Annotated in this window: 15 protein-coding genes; 11 read left to right on the top strand and 4 right to left on the bottom strand. The window is 38.9% G+C overall.

Annotated features, from left to right (window positions below; genetic code table 11):
• The 8 genes from UXI14_RS02665 to typA all read left to right on the top strand — a co-directional run bounded on the left by UXI14_RS02665 (window position 1) and on the right by typA (window position 9,070).
• On the top strand, window positions 1-1,284 hold the full coding sequence (locus tag UXI14_RS02665; protein ID WP_335964700.1) for a citrate synthase: 1,284 nt from the start codon (window positions 1-3) through the stop codon (window positions 1,282-1,284).
• Window positions 1,285-1,487: 203 nt separating this feature from the next.
• Window positions 1,488-2,402, top strand: a complete 915-nt coding sequence (locus tag UXI14_RS02660) for an arginine deiminase-related protein (protein WP_335964699.1) — start codon at window positions 1,488-1,490, stop codon at window positions 2,400-2,402.
• Window positions 2,403-2,469: 67 nt separating this feature from the next.
• Window positions 2,470-3,402, top strand: coding sequence for an arginine deiminase-related protein (locus UXI14_RS02655; protein ID WP_335964697.1), 933 nt, complete (start codon window positions 2,470-2,472; stop codon window positions 3,400-3,402).
• 39 nt (window positions 3,403-3,441) lie between these two features.
• Window positions 3,442-3,870: an Rrf2 family transcriptional regulator gene (locus UXI14_RS02650; protein ID WP_277898151.1), complete on the top strand. Its 429-nt coding sequence runs from the start codon at window positions 3,442-3,444 to the stop codon at window positions 3,868-3,870.
• A 109-nt stretch (window positions 3,871-3,979) separates the two neighbouring features.
• Window positions 3,980-4,591, top strand: coding sequence for a phosphoadenosine phosphosulfate reductase family protein (locus UXI14_RS02645; protein WP_335964696.1), 612 nt, complete (start codon window positions 3,980-3,982; stop codon window positions 4,589-4,591).
• A gap of 485 nt (window positions 4,592-5,076) precedes the next feature.
• Complete coding sequence (locus UXI14_RS02640; RefSeq protein WP_335964728.1) at window positions 5,077-5,673, top strand: peptidoglycan recognition family protein; 597 nt, start codon at window positions 5,077-5,079, stop codon at window positions 5,671-5,673.
• 12 nt (window positions 5,674-5,685) lie between these two features.
• Complete coding sequence (locus tag UXI14_RS02635) at window positions 5,686-7,155, top strand: M14 metallopeptidase family protein (protein WP_335964695.1); 1,470 nt, start codon at window positions 5,686-5,688, stop codon at window positions 7,153-7,155.
• Window positions 7,156-7,264: 109 nt separating this feature from the next.
• On the top strand, window positions 7,265-9,070 hold the full coding sequence (typA, locus tag UXI14_RS02630; RefSeq protein WP_277898155.1) for a translational GTPase TypA: 1,806 nt from the start codon (window positions 7,265-7,267) through the stop codon (window positions 9,068-9,070).
• An 86-nt stretch (window positions 9,071-9,156) separates the two neighbouring features.
• On the opposite strand, the gene UXI14_RS02625 is transcribed toward typA, so the two are convergent.
• Complete coding sequence (locus tag UXI14_RS02625; protein WP_335964694.1) at window positions 9,157-9,909, bottom strand: polyphosphate--glucose phosphotransferase; 753 nt, start codon at window positions 9,907-9,909, stop codon at window positions 9,157-9,159.
• A gap of 167 nt (window positions 9,910-10,076) precedes the next feature.
• Here UXI14_RS02625 and UXI14_RS02620 point away from each other — a divergent pair, with 167 nt between their 5' ends.
• Window positions 10,077-10,304: a YgjV family protein gene (locus UXI14_RS02620; protein ID WP_277898157.1), complete on the top strand. Its 228-nt coding sequence runs from the start codon at window positions 10,077-10,079 to the stop codon at window positions 10,302-10,304.
• An 85-nt stretch (window positions 10,305-10,389) separates the two neighbouring features.
• Here the strand turns inward: UXI14_RS02620 and UXI14_RS02615 are convergent, their stop codons facing one another.
• Window positions 10,390-11,073 (bottom strand): ATP-binding cassette domain-containing protein, encoded by a 684-nt coding sequence (locus tag UXI14_RS02615; RefSeq protein ID WP_277898158.1) that lies wholly within the window; start codon window positions 11,071-11,073, stop codon window positions 10,390-10,392.
• Between the two features lie 242 nt (window positions 11,074-11,315).
• Between UXI14_RS02615 and UXI14_RS02610 the strand changes: the two genes are divergently transcribed.
• Both UXI14_RS02610 and UXI14_RS02605 read left to right on the top strand, forming a co-directional pair.
• A complete protein-coding gene (locus UXI14_RS02610) occupies window positions 11,316-14,342 on the top strand; it encodes a tetratricopeptide repeat protein (RefSeq protein WP_335964693.1) in 3,027 nt (1,008 codons plus the stop codon).
• A 10-nt stretch (window positions 14,343-14,352) separates the two neighbouring features.
• The gene (locus UXI14_RS02605) at window positions 14,353-16,155 is read left to right on the top strand and encodes a TonB-dependent receptor (RefSeq protein ID WP_335964692.1); all 1,803 of its coding nucleotides are present in this window, start codon (window positions 14,353-14,355) and stop codon (window positions 16,153-16,155) included.
• Window positions 16,156-16,334: 179 nt separating this feature from the next.
• Here the strand turns inward: UXI14_RS02605 and UXI14_RS02600 are convergent, their stop codons facing one another.
• Both UXI14_RS02600 and UXI14_RS02595 read right to left on the bottom strand, forming a co-directional pair.
• The gene (locus UXI14_RS02600) at window positions 16,335-16,895 is read right to left on the bottom strand and encodes a hypothetical protein (RefSeq protein ID WP_335964691.1); all 561 of its coding nucleotides are present in this window, start codon (window positions 16,893-16,895) and stop codon (window positions 16,335-16,337) included.
• Window positions 16,896-17,183: 288 nt separating this feature from the next.
• Window positions 17,184-19,412, bottom strand: a complete 2,229-nt coding sequence (locus UXI14_RS02595; protein ID WP_335964690.1) for an FUSC family membrane protein — start codon at window positions 19,410-19,412, stop codon at window positions 17,184-17,186.
• Between the last annotated feature and the right edge of the window lie 170 nt (window positions 19,413-19,582).

Raw genomic sequence — 19,582 nt, 5'->3', positions numbered from 1 at the left:
ATGTCAGATACGGCTACTTTTGAGTATAAAGGTAAAAAAATAGAATTCCCAATTGTTGAAGGTACTGAAAATGAAATAGGAATAGATATTAAAACACTAAGAGCTTCTGCCGGAGTTATTACTTTGGACCCCGGTTATAAAAACACAGGTTCTTGTGAAAGTGCAATAACATATCTAGATGGAGAAAAAGGGATTTTAAGGTACAGGGGGTATGCTATTGAAGACCTGGCAGAAAAGGCAAATTTCTTGGAAGTAGCATATTTATTAATCTTTGGCGAGCTTCCAAACAAAGAGCAACTGGATAAGTTCCATAGTGATATTAAAGCAAATTCTGAAGTAGACGAAGACGTAAAGAAGATAGTGGACAGTTTCCCCAGGACGGCACACCCAATGGGAGTTCTTTCATCGTTAACAAGTGCCTTGACGGCCTTTAACCCTTCTTGTGTGGATATCAATTCTGAAGAAGACATGTACAATGCCATCGTGAAAATCATGGGTAAATTCCCTGTATTGGCAGCCTGGACGCTTCGAAGAAGAAATTCCAAGCCTTACGATTACGGAAATGCATCATTGGGATACGTGGAGAACATGCTTTACATGATGTTTAAAAAACCTAATGAAGAATACAAGTTAAACCCGGTCGTGGTAGATGCATTGGACAAATTGTTGATTCTGCATGCCGATCATGAACAAAACTGTTCTACTTCTACGGTAAGAATTGTGGGGTCTTCGCACGCCGGATTGTTTGCATCCCTTTCGGCAGGAGTTTCAGCATTATGGGGGCCGCTTCACGGAGGCGCCAACCAAGCTGTTATTGAAATGTTGGAAGGTATTAAAGAAGATGGCGGGGATACTGCAAAATATATGGAAAAGGCCAAGGATAAGAACGATTCCTTTCGTTTAATGGGCTTTGGGCACAGGGTTTATAAAAATTTTGACCCACGCGCCAAAATCATAAAAAAATCAGCAGATGAAGTGCTTGGCGACCTTGGGGTCGAAGATCCTGTATTGTCAATAGCCAAAGGATTGGAAAAACAAGCGCTGGAAGACGATTACTTTGTAAAAAGAAAGCTATATCCAAACGTAGATTTCTACTCGGGTATTATTTATAGGGCGCTTGGAATCCCAACTGAAATGTTTACCGTAATGTTTGCATTGGGTAGATTACCGGGCTGGATTGCACAATGGAGAGAAATGCGCTTAAAAAAGGAACCAATTGGAAGGCCTAGACAAATATATGTAGGAGAAAATTTAAGACCTTTTGTAGAAGTTAGTAAACGATAAAGAATATTCAATGATAACAAAACGGGGTATGTTGCAAAACATATCCCGTTTTGTTATTTATAAAAGGAATGTTTTTACTCGATTTTATAATTGAATTATTAATGATATTTTTGGCCAACAATACGGATTTGTTTTTGTGTTGGTTTTTAGTGCCCGATTTTGCATATAATGGGTATAAGAGATTGCAAAAAAATTAAATTTTTATGTTAACATTGCATATTAAAAATGAAACATCAAGGCTACAGGCCGTTGTTTTGGGAACAGCAAAAAGTAATGGCCCTGTTCCATCCATTGAAGAAGCTTACGATCCAAAATCGTTGCAACACATAAAGGCTGGGACGTACCCCAAAGAAGAGGACATGGTGCCAGAAATGGAAGCATTTTCGGCTGTTTTAAAAAAATATAATGTTGAAGTGTTCCGGCCTGAACTAATAGAAAACTGCAATCAAATATTTTCAAGGGACATTGCGTTTGTAATTGACGATTATTTTATAAAATCAAATATTTTACCGGACCGGGAAAAAGAACTCGATGCCATTCAGTACGTAATAGACCAAATGAACCCGTCAAAAGTAATTACGCCCCCAGAAGAAGTCCATATAGAAGGTGGCGATGTAATGTTATGGAACGATTATATTTTTATAGGCACATACAAGGGCAAAGATTACCCCAACTACATTACGGCCAGGACCAATATGCACGGGGTGCAATTTATAAAAGATATGTTTCCCGGTAAAACGGTAAAAGAATTCGACCTGAACAAGTCCAATACAATAGCTAGGGACAATGCCCTTCATTTAGACTGTTGTTTTCAGCCGGTAGGAAAAAACAAAGGGATTATACATAAGGAAGGCTTCAGGGACTTGACCGATTATGAATATTTGGTACGTTTGTTTGGCCACGAAAACCTGTTTCATATCAGCAAGGACGAAATGTATCATATGTTTAGCAATGTATTTTCCATAGACTCGAACATTGTAGTTTCAGAAAAAAACTTTACAAGGCTCAACAAATGGCTACAAGAGCAGGACTTTACGGTAGAAGAAATACCTTATGCAGAAATTGCAAAGCAAGAAGGACTTTTACGTTGTTCTACAATGCCATTGATACGGAATTAACACGTATTTTATATTAGATAACTTCTATCTATATTTGTAGCTTTGCGCGGTAAAATTGGATGTAGCTATGCAACAAATCACCGATACGATTTTTATGGTACGGCCAGTAAGGTTTAGAATGAACGAACAAACTGCCGTAAACAATTATTTTCAGGAAGATATAGACCTTTTAAACGCTTCGGTTAATAAAAAGGCACAACAAGAGTTTGACGGGCTGGTTAAAACCTTGAGGGAAGTAGGTGTTAACGTTATTACCATTGACGATACACAGGAGCCCGACACGCCCGATTCTATATTTCCCAACAACTGGATTTCCACACATGAAGACGGAACGGTGGCTTTATATCCTATGTTTGCCGAAAATAGGAGGATGGAACGAAGGGAAGAAGTGTTGGAGAAACTAGAAAACCACGGTTTCTATATAGGTAATATAATGGATTATACAACTGCTGAAGATGAAGGGGTATATTTGGAAGGTACCGGGAGTATTATTCTTGATAGGGTAAACCGAAAGGCGTATTGTGCCTTGTCGCCCAGGGCAGATGAAGATTTATTTATTGAGTTTTGTGAAGATTTTGAATATTTCCCGGTAATTTTTACCGCCAATCAAACAGTAGACGGGGCTCGAAAGGCAATATACCATACCAATGTTATGATGTGTGTTGGAGATAATTTTGCAGTAATCTGCTTGGATAGCATAGATGATAAAAAAGAACGTAAAAATGTTATTGCCCATTTAAAAAACGACGGAAAAGAAATTATAAACATTACCGAGGCCCAAGTTGCCGATTTTGCCGGGAATATGCTGCAAGTTCGCTCAGCAAAAGGAAAAAAATACTTGGTAATGAGCCAATCGGCACACGATAGCCTAACACAGGCACAAAAAGCAGCTATTAACAAATATGCCAAGATACTGTCGTCTAACCTAAATACTATTGAAACTTGTGGCGGCGGAAGTGCCCGTTGCATGATGGCAGAAGTATTTCTGCAAAAAAAATAGTATATTAGGGACCATCGCGATTTTTGACACACAACACTTATGCTTTCAAAAAAAACTAAATATGGTTTAAAGGCACTTACTTACATGGCTAGAAAGGAAAGTAAGGCCCCAGTATTGATTTCGGAAATAGCAGAAGAAGAAAATATATCCAAAAAATTTTTGGAAATTATTTTGCTTCAGCTAAAAAATAGTGGCTTCCTGGGTTCCAAAAAAGGAAAAGGAGGCGGCTATTACCTAATCCGGGAACCCGAGAAAATCACGATTGCCTCTTTAATCAGAGTTTTGGAAGGGCCAATAGCCATGCTTCCCTGTGTGAGTTTAAATTTCTATGAAAAATGCGACGACTGTAAAAATGAAGAAACATGTTCGTTGAGCAAGCTTATGATAGAAGTTCGTGACAGCACACTTAAAATACTTGAAAATAAAAGTTTGGCCGATCTTACACAATCCACCATAACTTCATTATAATCAATGTTTTACTTTTTTAATTAAAAACTTCGCGTGATTTTTTTGTTAAAAACCTACTTAATTACTAGACTATTAATATCTTTGCTTTCTGGATTAGATATTAAGTGTCATGAATTTAAAAGAAATAAATAAAGAACTTAGCAACAAAACACCCGAAGAAATAGTAGCTTGGGCAATTACGCAAGCAAAAAAGCCGGTTGTTACTACCAATTTTCGACCGTATGAGGCTTCTATTTTGCATGCTACCACTTCAATAAAAAAGGATATTCCTGTAATTTGGTGCGATACCGGTTATAATACCAATAAAACATATCTGCATGCAGAACGTATAATTGATGCACTGCAACTTCAAATAAAATTATACGTTCCCCAGCAAACATCAGCGTACCGCGATGCCGTTATGGGCATTCCGCATATAGATAGTCCACAGCATAAAATATTTACCGAGCAGGTAAAACTGGAACCTTTTAGGCGTGCCATGGAAGAAAACAAACCCGATGTTTGGTTTACCAATTTACGCAAAGGCCAAACTGCATTTAGGGATACATTGGATATTGTAACGCAAGACGACAATGGCGTGTTAAAAGTGAGCCCCTTTTTCTATTGGACCGATGAAGAACTTGATGTCTATCTGGAAGAACATAACCTTGAAAACGAATTTAAATACTTTGATCCCACAAAAGTATTGGATAACCGGGAGTGCGGGCTGCATGTTAGTTAAAAGCTAGAAAAGACCAAAATAATAAAACCCCAATAAAGTTTTGTACTTTGTTGGGGTATTTTTTAATCGATAATAGCGGTTTTCCCCGTTAGTTTACTAAAGAAAAAGCCACATATTTTAAAATATATGCGGCTTTAGGATTAATTATTGTGGGTTTAATCAAAAATTTCTATAATCGGGAGGTTTTTCTTTTATTTCAATACATGTTTTCTTTTGAATGTTTTAGCATTAAATCTTTTTTTTAGTGTAGAAACAAGATGTATTTTATTAAAACAATGTATATATACAAAAAACATAGTTTATACCCTATAAATATCAAATATTTTTCGATATTTGCAGGGTTATAATGTATTTCAGTTGAAATATTTATGATAAGATTAATCATATTAATACATTTATATATGCTGAGAAAATTACCCAACTATTTAATTGTTTTAGGAAGTTTATTATGTACGGTGACGTTTGTAACTTCTTGCAAGCCTGCAATGGTCCATGAAAAAATTATCTTTAATGAGCAGAGAAACGAACTCAGTTTACAATATTTAAAAGAGCGGTACAACATGGTTCAGGATACGCCAACAATAGTTCCCCGTATGGTCGTTGTACATTGGACCGCGATACCTACTTTTCAAAAATCTTTTGATGCCTTTTACGAGCCTACTTTACCGCCCAACAGAAAGGGTATTTCGGGTGCGGGCACGCTTAATGTATCTTCTCAATTTTTAATAGATAGGGATGGAACCATTTATCAACTTATGCCCGAAACACTTATGGCAAGACATGTAATTGGCCTGAATTACTGTGCAATTGGGATTGAAAATGTGGGAGGTACTAAAAGTACACCCCTAACCGATGAACAACTAAAATCCAACATCCGCCTGATAAAATATTTAAAAAAGAAATATGCCATAGACTATGTAATTGGTCATTATGAATATACTTTGTTTGAAAATACAGACCTATGGCGTGAAACCGATGCGAATTACCGAACCGAAAAAACAGATCCGGGGGAAGAATTCATGGAGAAAATTAGGTACGGGGTTCGTAAATTAGACTTAAAACCATTGCCAACTAATAATTAAAACATAAAATTCATGAAAAACCATGTACGAAACCTGTTGTTGCTATGTATTTGCATAGGGACTTTTCAGGTGCTTCAGGCTCAGGACTTTTACAATAAATTGTATGATACGTATAATTCATATAAAGAAGAAAGCATTAAAACACGTAGGTTTACCCATGACCAAATTATACCATTAATTACTGCTTTAAAAAACAAGCCATTTTTTGAAGTAAACCGGGTAGGGACTTCCATAAAGGGGAAAAGCCTTAATTTAATTAGTTTCGGCCAGGGAAGTACAGACGTGTTCTTGTGGTCGCAAATGCATGGCGATGAATCTACGGCAACCATGGCTATTTTTGATATTATAAATTTCTTCCAGTCAGATGATTTTAAAGACGAAAAGAAAGAAATGCTGTCAAACCTTCGCATCCATTTTTTACCAATGCTGAACCCAGACGGCGCCGAACTTTTTACACGTAGAAATGCCTTGGGAATAGATGTTAACCGCGATGCGCTCCGCTTGCAATCCCCGGAAGGGAAAACCCTAAAAAGGGTCCGTGATAGTCTGGAAGCCGACTTTGGTTTCAATCTTCATGACCAGAGCACCTATTACAATGCCAATAGAACTCCAAAGCCTGCTACCATTTCGTATTTGGCACCTGCTTTTAATTATGAGAAAGATATAAACGATGTGCGCAAAAGGGCCATAAAACTTATTGGCTACATGAACAATATCCTCCAACAATACGCGCCTGGACAAGTAGGAAGGTACAACGACGATTTTGAGCCAAGGGCCTTTGGGGATAATATTCAAAAATGGGGAACAAGCACCGTATTGATAGAATCCGGCGGTTACCCTAACGACCCGGAAAAGCAAGAAATTAGAAAACTTAATTTCGTAACCATACTTTCTGCTATCTATGCCATTGCCAATAAGGAATATGAAAAAGTCCCGCAGGAAGTGTATTTTAAAATTCCCGAAAACGACCGTAAACTTTTCGACTTAAAGTTAACCGGAGTTCAATACGAATTGCTGGAAAAAATATATACTGTAGATTTAGGTATAAACACTCACGAAGTGTCCGCACATAACCCGAATGGATATTTCGACAGGGGAGGCATTGCAGATATGGGCGATCTTTCTACCTATTATGGGTACCGCGAATTGGATGCTTCTGCATACCATGTTGTTCCCGCAAAAATATACCCAAAAGCAATGCACTCGGTTGGGGAACTCATGGAAAATGGTGTTAAATGGCTTTTAAAAGACGGTTATGCTTACGTGGTAATAAAAAATATCCCTGCCGATATGAATGCATCATCGGTGCCTGTACATATTTTGGCCGAAGAAAAACCTATTCAGTTTAGCTTGCATGTAGGAGCAAATCCTACATTTTTCCTTCAAAAAGATGGAAAACTTCAGTATTTGGTAATTAATGGCTTTCTGGTAGATTTGGAGCAACCAGAGAAGGGTTTTGGAAATGCATTGATTTATAAATAATTGATTTGTAGCGTATTAAATAATTGTAAAAAACAAAAATATTTTTATTTTTTATATTCAATACATTTAAATAAACACTACCTTTGCGCCCTTAAAATAAAGGGTTTATATGACAGCCATTAAAAATATTGCAATTATCGCACACGTTGACCATGGAAAAACAACCTTGGTGGATAAGATTTTACATCATTGCGAACTTTTCAGGGATAACCAAGAAACAGGGGAGCTAATCCTTGATAACAACGACCTTGAAAGGGAACGTGGAATTACAATTCTTTCCAAAAACGTATCGGTAATGTACAAGGACACGAAAATTAACATTATCGACACCCCCGGGCACGCCGATTTTGGTGGTGAAGTAGAGCGTGTTTTAAATATGGCAGACGGTGTGTTGCTATTGGTAGATGCCTTTGAAGGCCCTATGCCGCAAACCCGTTTTGTGTTGCAAAAGGCCATTTCTATGAAGTTGAAGCCTATTGTGGTCGTAAACAAAGTAGATAAAGAAAACTGTACGCCCGATGAGGTGCATGAAGCCGTTTTTGATTTGATGTTTGAACTTGGCGCAGAAGAATGGCAGTTGGATTTTCCAACAGTATACGGTTCTGCCAAAAACAATTGGATGTCTGATGATTGGCAAAACCCAACAGAAAATATAGAGCCACTGCTGGATATGGTAGTGGAGCACATTCCTTCGCCAAAAGTAGAAGAAGGTTCTACACAAATGTTGATAACCTCTTTAGACTTTTCTTCCTTTACCGGAAGGATTGCCATTGGACGTCTACAACGTGGAATTCTAAAAGCTGGAATGAATGTTTCTTTGGTTAAAAGAGACGGTAGCATAACGAAATCAAGAATTAAAGAACTACATGTTTTTGATGGTCTTGGCCGCAAAAAAGTTGATGAAGTGGTAGCTGGCGACATTTGTGCCATTGCCGGACTGGAAGGTTTTGAAATTGGAGATACCATTGCCGACTTTGAAAACCCCGAAGGGCTTCCAACTATTGCTATCGATGAGCCTACCATGAGCATGCTCTTTACCATTAACGATTCTCCTTTCTTTGGTAAAGACGGTAAGTTTGTTACTTCAAGGCATATTAAGGAGCGTTTGGAGAAAGAATTGGAGAAAAATTTGGCATTGCGTGTAGAAGCAACCGACAGCGCCGATAAATTTATGGTTTTCGGTCGGGGGGTATTGCACTTATCCGTTTTAATAGAAACCATGCGCCGCGAAGGCTACGAACTTCAAATTGGGCAGCCACAAGTTATCATTAAAGAAATAGATGGTAAAAAATGCGAGCCTATTGAAGAGCTTACTATTGATTTGCCCGAAGATGTTTCTGGTAAAGCCGTAGAAATGGTAACGCTTCGTAAAGGTGAAATGTTGAGTATGGAACCTAAAGGAGACCGTATGAACATTACTTTTAACATCCCGTCAAGGGGTATAATAGGGTTGCGTAACCAGTTGTTAACAGCTACTGCGGGAGAAGCCATAATGAACCACCGTTTCTTGGAATATCAACCGTACAAAGGAGATATCCCGGGAAGAAATAACGGATCGTTAATTTCTATGGAAAACGGAAAAGCAATTCCGTATTCAATTGATAAATTACAAGATAGGGGCAAGTTTTTCGTGGACCCCAACGAAGAAATATACGAAGGACAGGTTGTTGGAGAGAATTCACGTAGTGATGATATGACGGTAAATATCACCAAAACCAAAAAATTATCCAATGTTCGTTCTTCTGGAGCAGACGACAAAGCAAAAATTGTACCTGCTATTAAGTTCTCATTGGAAGAGGCCTTGGAATACATACAAAAAGATGAGTATGTGGAGGTAACGCCAAAAACAATGCGTATCCGTAAGATTTATTTAAAAGAAGTAGACCGTAAACGAATGGGCAAACAAATAGGATAGTCTATCCGTTTGTCAATAAGTTCAATATAAAACATCCCAAAAGTTTAAATCTTTGGGGTGTTTGTTTTTTTTGGAGGATACTGTTTTTAAAACTTGACCGAAGCCAATGCTTTAGCAGCATAAGCAGCACCAATTATACCAGCTTCATTAAGGGTTTCAGCTTGTATTACAGGAGTTTTTACTTTTAAATATTTTTCATATTCGTCAAAATATTTACTGCCGCCACCACCAATAATAAATAAGTCCGGACATACAATAAGTTCCACATGGTCGAGGAATTTATTAAACCGCTTTCCCCATTTTTTAAAACTCATGTCTTTTTTCTTCCGAACGGAATTGGCGGCATAATCTTCAATATTCTTATATTTTTTATAGTACATCTGCCCAAGTTCGAAGTTAGGGATCAGGTTTCCGTTAAAAAAAGCACCGCTCCCGAGACCGGTTCCTACGGTAATGGTAAGTACAAAACCTTTTTTCCCTTTTCCGGCACCAAAATTAATTTCGGCAATACCGGCCGCATCGGCGTCATTTACAACAATAAAGGGCAGTCCGGTTACGCTTTCAAAGAGTTCATCAACATTTACCCCTACCCATTTGCTGTGCAAGTTACTTGAAGTAAGCACAATGCTGTTTTTAATGGACGATGGAAATCCGCATCCAACAGGACCGTTCCATTTAAAATGGTCCACGATGGCTTTAATAACTTTGGACATTGCTTCCGGCGTGGCCGGGCGTGGTGTGTCTATACGGAATCTTTCAGTAAGTAAAACCCCTTTTTTTATATCTACAATGGCCCCTTTCATGCCAGAAGCCCCAACATCTATTCCTAAAACTTCCATGGATTGTTTTTTCTGATAAAGAAATCTTTTGATGTAAAAATAATGGATTGTTATTATTAATCAATATTTTTTGTCTTTTTTATAAAAATAATCACCTTTTTTATAAAAACTGATGATTATCTTGACAAAGAATTGTAGCTTAATATGTAATAATTAAAAAAGCTTATATGGAATATTTTAATACGTCCATTACCGAATTAATTGGCTATGCAGCTTCTTTAGGCGTGCTTTTGTCTTTTTTTATGAAAGAAATAAGAAGGCTAAGAATTGTAAATTCCATAGGGTGCCTACTTTTTGTAATTTATGGGGCAATGCTCCCTTCAATCCCCATTATTATTACCAATGCCGCCATACTTGGAGTTAATTTTTATTATTTGTTGATAAGGCGGAAGTAAAAAAGTCATTCATGAATATTTAGTCGCATAAAAGGTAATTTGTTTTTGTTGAACTTCCTAAACGGACTGCCTTACAAATAAAAACCTACACACTTTTCTGTACCACTTCAAATACTTTGCTGCCGTCGCATTTTAGGGTTTTAGAAGGAAACTTTAGCAAGAGGGCATAATCGTGCGTGGCCATTAAAATGGTACGCCCGTTTTTGTTAATGTCCTGTAACACCTTCATTACTTCCACACTGGTTTGTGGGTCGAGGTTTCCGGTAGGCTCATCGGCCAGGATAAGCTCGGGGTCGTTAAGCAAAGACCGTGCAATGGCAACCCGCTGTTGTTCGCCACCCGATAATTGGTGCGGGAACTTAAATCCTTTGGTGGCCATTCCCACTTTGGTAAGCACTTCGTCTATTTTGGCGGCTATTTTGTCTTTGTCGGTCCATCCAGTAGCTTTCAGTACAAACAAAAGATTGTCGTTTATGGTCCGGTCGGGCAATAATTTAAAATCTTGGAACACAATACCTAGCTTTCTCCGTAAAAAAGGAATGTCTTTTTCTTTTAAGGTACGCAAATCGTAGTCTACAATAACGCCCGAGCCTTGCACAAGCGGTAAATCTCCGTAAAGGGTTTTCATAAAACTACTTTTTCCGCTACCGGTCTTGCCTATTAAATAAACAAAATCACCTTTGTTTATATTTAAATTTATTTCACTTAACACCAAATTTTCTTTTTGGTATATGGCAACATCCCGTAGTTCTAGAATTACTTCACTCATTGTATTTGGTTGTGCGTATTTGTTTTTGTTTTTGATGTTTTATAACAGGCCGCATTGAAAATTCAGTATACAAATTTTCAATAATTTAAATAGCATACTATTTTATAAAACTAGCCGTAAAGGTAATTATTATATGTTTTTCTAAAATACAAATTATTGCTTTAGGATAATTATAACAAAAAAACCACGTTATTAATATGTTCATTCATGTATTTTTGAAACTAGAAACAAACCAATTTTTTATGAATCTGACACAGAAAGGATTTACTATGTTGCTGCTGTTGGGAAGTGCAGTTTCCTACAGTCAGCAATCCAAAATTTATACATACGGTCAAAAAGATTATTACAAAGCATTAGACCTGTACAATAAAAAGCAATACCAAGCCTCACAAGTTATTTTTCAAAATGTAAAAAGAACAACCACAGATAATGAAATAGAGGCAAATGCTGCTTATTATATTGCCAATGCAGCCATTAGGACCAACCAATTGGGGGCCGATAAGTTAATGGAAGATTTTGTTACCAACTACCCAACATCCACCAAGCGCAGTTCTGCATTTATGGATGTGGCCGACTATTATTTTAGCCAAGGAAAATATGCCAATGCGTTACATTGGTACGATATGGCCGAAGACCAATCGTTAAGCAATGCCGAACGCGATGAATTCAACTTTAAAAAAGGATATTCATTGTTTGTGTCCAAGAAGTACGGGCCGGCAAAAGAATATTTGGAAAGGGTGTCCACCTCTCAAGAATATGGTTCGCAGGCCAAATATTACATTGGTTACATGGCTTATCAAGGCGATGATTACAATGAAGCAAACCAATATTTCGATCAGGTTTCGGGCAACGAAGAGCTCAACAAGAACCTTTCGTATTATCAGGCCGATATGAACTTTAAGCTAGGGAAGTTTGACGAGGCCATTAAACTGGCAAAAGAACAGCTTCCAAATGCCGATAGGAACGAGCTTTCCGAACTCAATAAAATAATAGGCGAAAGTTATTTCAACAAAAAAGAATACCAAGCCGCCATTCCTTATTTAAAAGAATACAAAGGAAAAGGAGGAAAATGGAACAATACCGATTTTTATCAGCTTGGATATGCTTATTATAAACAAGGAGATTACGAATCGGCCATTGGGCAGTTCAATAAAATAGTAGAAGGGAACAATTCCGTAGCACAGAACGCATATTACCATTTGGGAGAATGTTACTTAAAGACCAACAAGAAACAACAAGCATTAAACGCCTTTAGAAATGCTTCGGACATGCCTTTCGACGAGCAAATTAAAAAAGATGCCTTCCTCAATTATGCACGTTTAAGCTACGAAATAGGAAACCCCTACCAAAGCGCGCCTTTGGTGCTTACCAACTATTTAAAAGCATATCCCAACAGTGAGAACACCCAAGAGATCCAAGAACTTTTGGTAGATTCGTACATTACTTCCAAAAATTACGATGCCGCTCTGGATTTGTTGGAAAAGAACAAAAATTACAGTACAAAAACAACGTATCAAAAAGTTGCCTTTTACCGTGGACTGGAACTTTTTAACGAAGGTAAATACGCAGAAGCGAAAGAATACTTTAATAAATCTGCCAAAGAGCAGCAAGACTTGCTGTTCACGGCAAGGGCTACGTACTGGAATGCCGAGGTTGATTATTTAATGGATAATTATAGTGAAGCTGTAATAGGTTTTAAGCAATTCAATCAAAATACAATGGCTTCACAGACGCCAGAATATAAAAATATGAATTACGATTTGGCCTACGCTTATTTTAAACAAAAGGAATATGCCGAAGCCGCTACTTATTTTAAAGCATATGTAGATGGAAACCAGCAAAAAGACAATGCGCATATAAAAGACAGTTACCTGAGGTTGGCAGACAGCCAATTTGCAAGCAGTCAATACTGGCCGGCCATGGAAGCATACAATAAAGCCATAGAACTGGGTGGGGACGATGCCGATTACGCACATTTCCAAAAGGCGATTAGCTACGGCTTTGTTGACAGGCAGGAAAAGAAAATAACCGAACTGGAATCGTTCATCAACCGTTTCCCCAACTCAACCTTAAGAGACGATGCGTATTACGAGCTGGGGAACACCTACATAAACAACAACCAGACCGATAAAGGTATAGAAGCCTATGGAAAACTGGCCTCAGAATACCGAATGAGCTCCTTTGTGCCCAAAGCCATGCTAAAAGAAGGCTTGGTATACTACAACAATGGCGCCAACGAAAAGGCCTTGTCCAAATTCAAGTCGGTTGTAAGCGCTTATCCAAATACACCAGAAGCCGTTCAGGCAGTGGCAACTGCAAAACAAGTATATGTAGACGAGGGCCGCGTGGGCGAATATGCCTCATGGGTTAAAGGTTTAGGCTTTGTAAACGTAACCGATACAGAGTTGGAAAGCGCCTCCTTCGAGTCGGCCGAACGGCAATACATCCAAAACAAATCCAATGCGGCCATTAAGGGCTTTGAGGGGTACCTCAATGAGTTCCCGCAAGGTTCCAACGCCTTAAAGGCCCATTTTTATTTAGGTGAATTGTATTACAAAGAAGGAAATAAAGAAAAAGCACTGCCGCATTACGAATACATAGTAAACGAAAAACGTAACGAATTTTCTGAAGAAGCCTATGTGAAAACAGGCGAAATGTACATGCAGAACAAAAATTACAACAAGGCCATAGAAGTATTAAAGATACTTGAGCAGGGAGCAGATTTTCAACAGAACATCATCTTTGCGCAGTCCAATATCATGAAAGCTAGCTACGAGCAAAAAAACTATCCGCAGACCATTACCTATGCCGAGAAAGTTTTAAACACAACAAAAGTAGACGACCGTATTAAAAGTGATGCCTATGTAATGATTGCACGTGCTGCAATTGCAACGGGAGACGAGGCAAAGGCAAAAAGTGCCTATGCCGAAGTACAAAAAATAGCTACAGGAGAATTGGCTGCCGAAGCCCTGTATTACAATGCTTATTTTAAAAATAAAGAAGGCAATTATGAAGCCTCAAATGCATCGGCACAAAAATTGGCCAAAGATTATTCGACATACAAAGAAACCGGGGCAAAAGGCCTTATTGTAATGGCAAAAAACTTTTTCGCCATGGACGATGCCTTTCAGGCCACTTATATCTTACAAAATGTAATTGATAATTTTTCGCAGTATCCGGAGGTAGTTGAAGATGCCAAAAAAGAGCTTTCCCTTATTAAAACCAAAGAGGCGCAACGCAATTCTTCAATCAATCCAAACCAAAACTAACCATAGTTTTATGACATTCAATTTAAAAAGCACAGAAGATAAAATAGCACGATATACCATGCGCAAGAATTTATATATAACGGCCTTATTGTTTATTTCCGGAAGCTCTGTTTTATGGGCACAGGAAAAAGACAAGAACAAAGAAAAAGAAGAAGAGGGCATAGGCACAGAGGTTGTAAACGTAGTAAAACCATACACGCCCACTATTTCCGATGCCAATAAAATTCAGGAAACCCCTTCGTTAAACGATTCCATTACCACCACAAGAAAAAATATAGAATACAATATCTTTTCGGTGCCCGTAGCCTCGACCTTCACGCCTGCAAAGGGAAAAGCAACAGGACTAAAAAAGGCTGCCAAGGAACGTCTGTACAACTCGTACCTGTCCTTGGGCCTGGGCAACTACAATACGGCTATGCTGGACTTTTATACAAGCCGCGATTTTAGCAGGGACGAAAGCCTGGACATTATGCTCAATCATCATTCCTCTCAAGGCGGGATAGACAATGTGGTGTTGGACGATAAATTTTTCAATACCTCTTTAGAGGCCTATTACAGAAAAAGAGACCGGTACATGAGCTGGGGGCTTAACGGTGGGTTCCAACATCAAATATACAATTGGTACGGACTTCCCGAAGGTGTATACAGTGATGCCGTAATAGGCAGCATAGACGAGAAGCAAAGCTACTATACCGGTTTTGTTGGTGGTAACCTAGAGTTCGAAGAATCTTATTTTACCGGGGGCGAAGTTTATTACAGGCGCTTTTGGGATGCATACAGCTCAGGAGAAAACAGGGCGGTGCTAAAGCCTAAATTTCAGTTTCCGGTAGGAGAGGAGCTGGTGAACCTGGATGTTGCCGTAGATTATGTTGGCGGAAGCTTTGACAGGATTTATGGAAACGCCAATACCGATATTAACTACAGCAACCTCTTTGCGGGCGTCAAGCCAAGCATACAGATTTTAAACGATGGACTTACGCTTAACCTGGGGGCTTCTATTGTATACAACCAAGATTTGGAAAACAGCGATGGCGATTTCTTTTTCTACCCCAATGTAGATGTGTCCTATGATATTGTAGATGAATTTGTTACCGCATACGGTGGGGTAGACGGTAGTTTGCAGCAAAACTCCTATTACCAATTTGCACAAGAAAACCCATACGTTTCCCCAACGTTGAACATCATGCCAACCGACCAGCAATACAATGCCTTTGCCGGGATTAAAGGCCGCTTTTTGCCAAACGTGGGGTACAACCTAAAGGGCTCGTACATTGTAGAAAACAACAAATACATATACAAGTCCAATTCTATATACACCGGACAGGACAGCCAGATTGTTAACAACGAAGGCTATGCCTATGGAAATTCCTTTGGAGTGGTTTACGACGATGTTACCACAATTTCCGTATACGGGGAGGTAAACGCCGATATAAACCGAAACTTTTCTTTGGGCGCCAATGCAGAGTTTATTGATTATTCTACCGATAACGAAGAAGAAGCCTGGAACCTGCCAACCATTCAAGGGGCATTGTTTGCAAATTATAAGTACGGGAAATGGTCTGCCGGGGCACACCTCTTCTATGTCGGGGAAAGGCACGACAGGATAGACTCGCCCATCCTTTTAGATCCCGAAACGGTAAGCTTGGACGGTTATTTCGACATCAATGCCAACATAGGCTACGATATCACCAACCAATGGTCGGCCTTTATCAAGGCCAATAATATTGCCAACAACCAATACAGCCGCTTGGTGTTTTACCCCGTACAAGGCTTCCAGATACTGGCCGGGGCCGCCTATAAGTTCGATTTGTAAAACACATAGACCAAAGAGTTTAAAAAAATAAAAACATAAAGGAGCTTGTCGAAGGGTTGTATAGAATACATATTGTTATATAAACTTCGATAAGCTCCTTCACAGAAATGAATTTCTTCATAGGTACTCATTTTCTTCATGCATGGCAAAGCCTTTAGAACATGTTATTTACTCAACCCTTAATATTTTTTTCGCGGGTGTGTTTCCTTTAAAGAGCAAAGCACCTTATTCATTCTTTGTTTATGAGTACTTTCCCGGCTGGCAAGGGTCCAGCTCAGTACTTGGTAATAATTCTTAATGCCCTCATAAGCACCAATATAATAAAAAACATCAATGCCATCAATTTCACCCTTAAGTGTTGTTAATCTTGCGGGCATGCTATTTATCAAAGTATCCATCACTTCGCCTTGTACAGGGCTGTTAATACTATTGCTAAGTATATTCAGGGATATATCGGCATAACTGTCAATATCATTGTTATAGATGCTGGATAAATCATTTTCATCTAGTAGTTGCTGCAAACCATCCTTGGGCTCATCAATGACAACTACATAAAATTCACGGATACCGTTCATGTATTGAAGCGAGGCATCATTGTTTAGGTCATTGGCTTTGCTTAAAAACGAAGGGACAGCCAAAGTATACCTATCTTCTACCGATACAATTTGTTCCCCGTCGCCTCCAAGGGCACAAGATTGTAAAAAAAGGATGGTAAGTAGTAGCGTAAAAGTTTTTTTCATGGGTGATCTTTATGGGTTTAAGGTTGGAATATAGTAAATATAACAAGAACTGGCATAAACTTTCGTTACTTATCCCGGTATTTGTCCTCCGTTGGTAGGTTAAACTATTGATGTGGAACCTTATTTACCTGTCATTTCAACTTCCGAGCAGTCTTATCATACAGTAGCAGACCACTTCCGTAAGTTGGCCGGAATACTTGCGATAGCAAAGCATACAACCCAAGCAAATAAGCAGTATAGCAGTTATAAAAATAATAAAATAGTGCTGTTAAAGCATTTTATATGAAGCTATAAACCTTCCATATACTTTTTAATGCCCGCATGAAGGTTTTGGCAAAGGGCATAGAGCCACTCCAGTTGTTCCGAGATAATCCTGACCTCCTTTAGTTGCTCCCTAAGTTCGTCTTTGATGGCATGTTGCCCAGCATCTATCTCCTCGTTTCTTTGTGCTGAAAGGTTATTGTAGATTTCCGCAAGGCGGTTTTTTGCCTGGTTGAGGTCCGGTTCGTTTTGTGGGGTAAAGTCCCTCTTATGGATAATGGCTTCGCAATAAGTAAGCTTGTCGATAATAGAATTCATGTACGCGTCGAAATATTCAGAGGCATCGGTAGTATGATGTATCTGTATATAAGTCCCCATTGAAGCCGTGGCCGAGAGCAATGAGTTTAGTGTTACCACTATTTCGTACAACCTGTTCAGGTTTTGCTGCTGCCATTTGGGTTCTTGCGTCATCCGTTGAAAACCCGCATGTAGGTTTCCTATGGCAATAAAAGTTTGCTTCCGTGAAAGTTTGTAAGAAGTCTTTAACTCTGTTTTATCGTGATAAAAAGCCTTTGCTTCTTCTAAATAAGCCTTGTTGGTTGCAATAGCTTCCATGATTAAGCTTTGTATGCTCTCTTTTTCCCAAGTAGGCCATAACAATAAATTGGCAACACTCGCCAAGATGGCCCCCACTAAGGTGTCTACTACCCTAAATTGAATAATTCCCAGAGTATTGGGCGATAACATGGCATATACAAAAACAATGGTAAGTGTAATAAAAACCGCCGATGCCTTATAGTTTTGTTGTACAAACGTAAAGGCAAGTGTCATGGCAACAAAGGTAATGCCCATGTAAACAAATATGTTGTTGGTAAGCAAAACAATGCCCACGGCAATGGCACCGCCAATAAGGGTGCCTATAATACGCTGCTGCGATCGGTCTTTGGTAAGCACATAGCCCGGCCTCATTATTACTATAATGGTCAATATGATCCAATAAGCATTTTGGAGCGAGAAGAAAGTACCTATAAGGTATCCTGCCAAAACTGTAACCACCAGCCGCAGGGAATGTTTAAATATGGGCGATTTTAACGTGAGGTTCTCCAACAATAATTTAGGACTGTAGTCCTGGGGGGTTATAAATTTAAGGCGGTCCCTGTTTTTAAGCCTTTCCGAAATTTCGTCAGTAAGCGTCCCCGTTAAAATACGTTTAATTATAGTTACCTTTTGATGCTGTTTTTCGGTATAGTCAAGCAGGTTCCTCAATTGTAAAATCTCCTCCCGGTATCTTTTTACGTCTACTTCCTGTTTAAACTTTTCTATGGCCATTTTACAGTTGACAATAAGCTCGTTGATGCTCATGGGCGCCATGCCTTTTTGCTGATGTAGGTTGCGGTTGGACAGTATTTGCAGTCTGTTGGCAATGGCGTTCATGGCAATGGCTATTTCATCTACGGCCTTTTTAAAACCTTGGCTTCCCATGTCGTATTTTTTATAGTGGAGCGGGTTGGCAACGGCAAATTCATGAATATCTATCAACTCTATAAAGAGCATTAATTGCTTTCTTTTAGAATACATCCCGCCCGAGCGTTGCCGTTGGTGCAGTAAAATGGCACGCAGGGTTTCGTGTTTTTCATTAATCTCGTTTTGTAGTGCCAGTTGCTTGTTTAGGGCATTTTCCCTGTTTTTTGCCGCTATAGATGCAACCCTTGTTTTAAGATAAGAAGAGGTAAGCTCCATACATTCGGTCAAGAGCTGGTCGCTATATTGTTGTGTCCGCAATTTTCCAACAAGCTGAGACAAAAGCAGGTACCACATCCCGCCCCCTATTATATAGAGGGCATTGTACCATATGTCCATGCCCGAAAGCGGATGTGCAAAACTCAATGAAATCGCCAACAGGCCGGAAAAGGCAACTAAAGAAGCCCTAAAACCATAAACCGATATATAAGAATTGATAAAGACCAGCACTGCAAGGGAAATAACGAGCAAGTATACATGGGGCATGGTATAATGAATTATAATAAAGCTCGTTATTGCCAACAAAAGCGATATAAGCATTCCGTTTAAATGATGTTTTTTGTTGCCCGGTATATCACTGGCAGAAATTAAAAGAACCCCCAGGGCTGCACCCGCGCCAATGGTCATATTTAAAAAGAAATAGCAAATGGCAATGGCGCTAAAGGCGGCACAGCTTATTAATAAGCCCTTGGTAAAGTTGTAGCTTTTAAAAAATTGAACAATAGTTGGCCTCATTAAAACACATGTTGACAGTACAAAGTTAGGTTATATGTTTAGAACTCGACTTTTCTTTTTTCTGATTTGTTTTTACGGCAGTATTCCATATACAATTGTTTATAGTAAACAGGGAAAAGGGGTTAGGGAGATGGTTAACTGTTATTGGTTGTTAGGGACATACAGTTCTA

It is taken from the genome of Galbibacter sp. PAP.153 (genome assembly GCF_037029175.1).
GTDB classification, from domain to species: Bacteria; Bacteroidota; Bacteroidia; order Flavobacteriales; family Flavobacteriaceae; genus Galbibacter; species Galbibacter pacificus.
The sequence above is the reverse complement of the archived record's forward strand: the minus strand, read 5'-3'. Positions and strand labels throughout refer to the sequence as shown.

Bases quoted from the DNA above. Each gene is read 5' to 3' on its own strand.
- UXI14_RS02665 (WP_335964700.1), top strand. From the start codon at position 1: ATGTCAGATACGGCTACTTTTGAGTATAAAGGTAAAAAAATAGAATTC.
- UXI14_RS02660 (WP_335964699.1), top strand. From the start codon at position 1,488: ATGTTAACATTGCATATTAAAAATGAAACATCAAGGCTACAGGCCGTT.
- UXI14_RS02655 (WP_335964697.1), top strand. From the start codon at position 2,470: ATGCAACAAATCACCGATACGATTTTTATGGTACGGCCAGTAAGGTTT.
- UXI14_RS02650 (WP_277898151.1), top strand. From the start codon at position 3,442: ATGCTTTCAAAAAAAACTAAATATGGTTTAAAGGCACTTACTTACATG.
- UXI14_RS02645 (WP_335964696.1), top strand. From the start codon at position 3,980: ATGAATTTAAAAGAAATAAATAAAGAACTTAGCAACAAAACACCCGAA.
- UXI14_RS02640 (WP_335964728.1), top strand. From the start codon at position 5,077: ATGGTCCATGAAAAAATTATCTTTAATGAGCAGAGAAACGAACTCAGT.
- UXI14_RS02635 (WP_335964695.1), top strand. From the start codon at position 5,686: ATGAAAAACCATGTACGAAACCTGTTGTTGCTATGTATTTGCATAGGG.
- typA (WP_277898155.1), top strand. From the start codon at position 7,265: ATGACAGCCATTAAAAATATTGCAATTATCGCACACGTTGACCATGGA.
- UXI14_RS02625 (WP_335964694.1), bottom strand. From the start codon at position 9,909: ATGGAAGTTTTAGGAATAGATGTTGGGGCTTCTGGCATGAAAGGGGCC.
- UXI14_RS02620 (WP_277898157.1), top strand. From the start codon at position 10,077: ATGGAATATTTTAATACGTCCATTACCGAATTAATTGGCTATGCAGCT.
- UXI14_RS02615 (WP_277898158.1), bottom strand. From the start codon at position 11,073: ATGAGTGAAGTAATTCTAGAACTACGGGATGTTGCCATATACCAAAAA.
- UXI14_RS02610 (WP_335964693.1), top strand. From the start codon at position 11,316: ATGAATCTGACACAGAAAGGATTTACTATGTTGCTGCTGTTGGGAAGT.
- UXI14_RS02605 (WP_335964692.1), top strand. From the start codon at position 14,353: ATGACATTCAATTTAAAAAGCACAGAAGATAAAATAGCACGATATACC.
- UXI14_RS02600 (WP_335964691.1), bottom strand. From the start codon at position 16,895: ATGAAAAAAACTTTTACGCTACTACTTACCATCCTTTTTTTACAATCT.
- UXI14_RS02595 (WP_335964690.1), bottom strand. From the start codon at position 19,412: ATGAGGCCAACTATTGTTCAATTTTTTAAAAGCTACAACTTTACCAAG.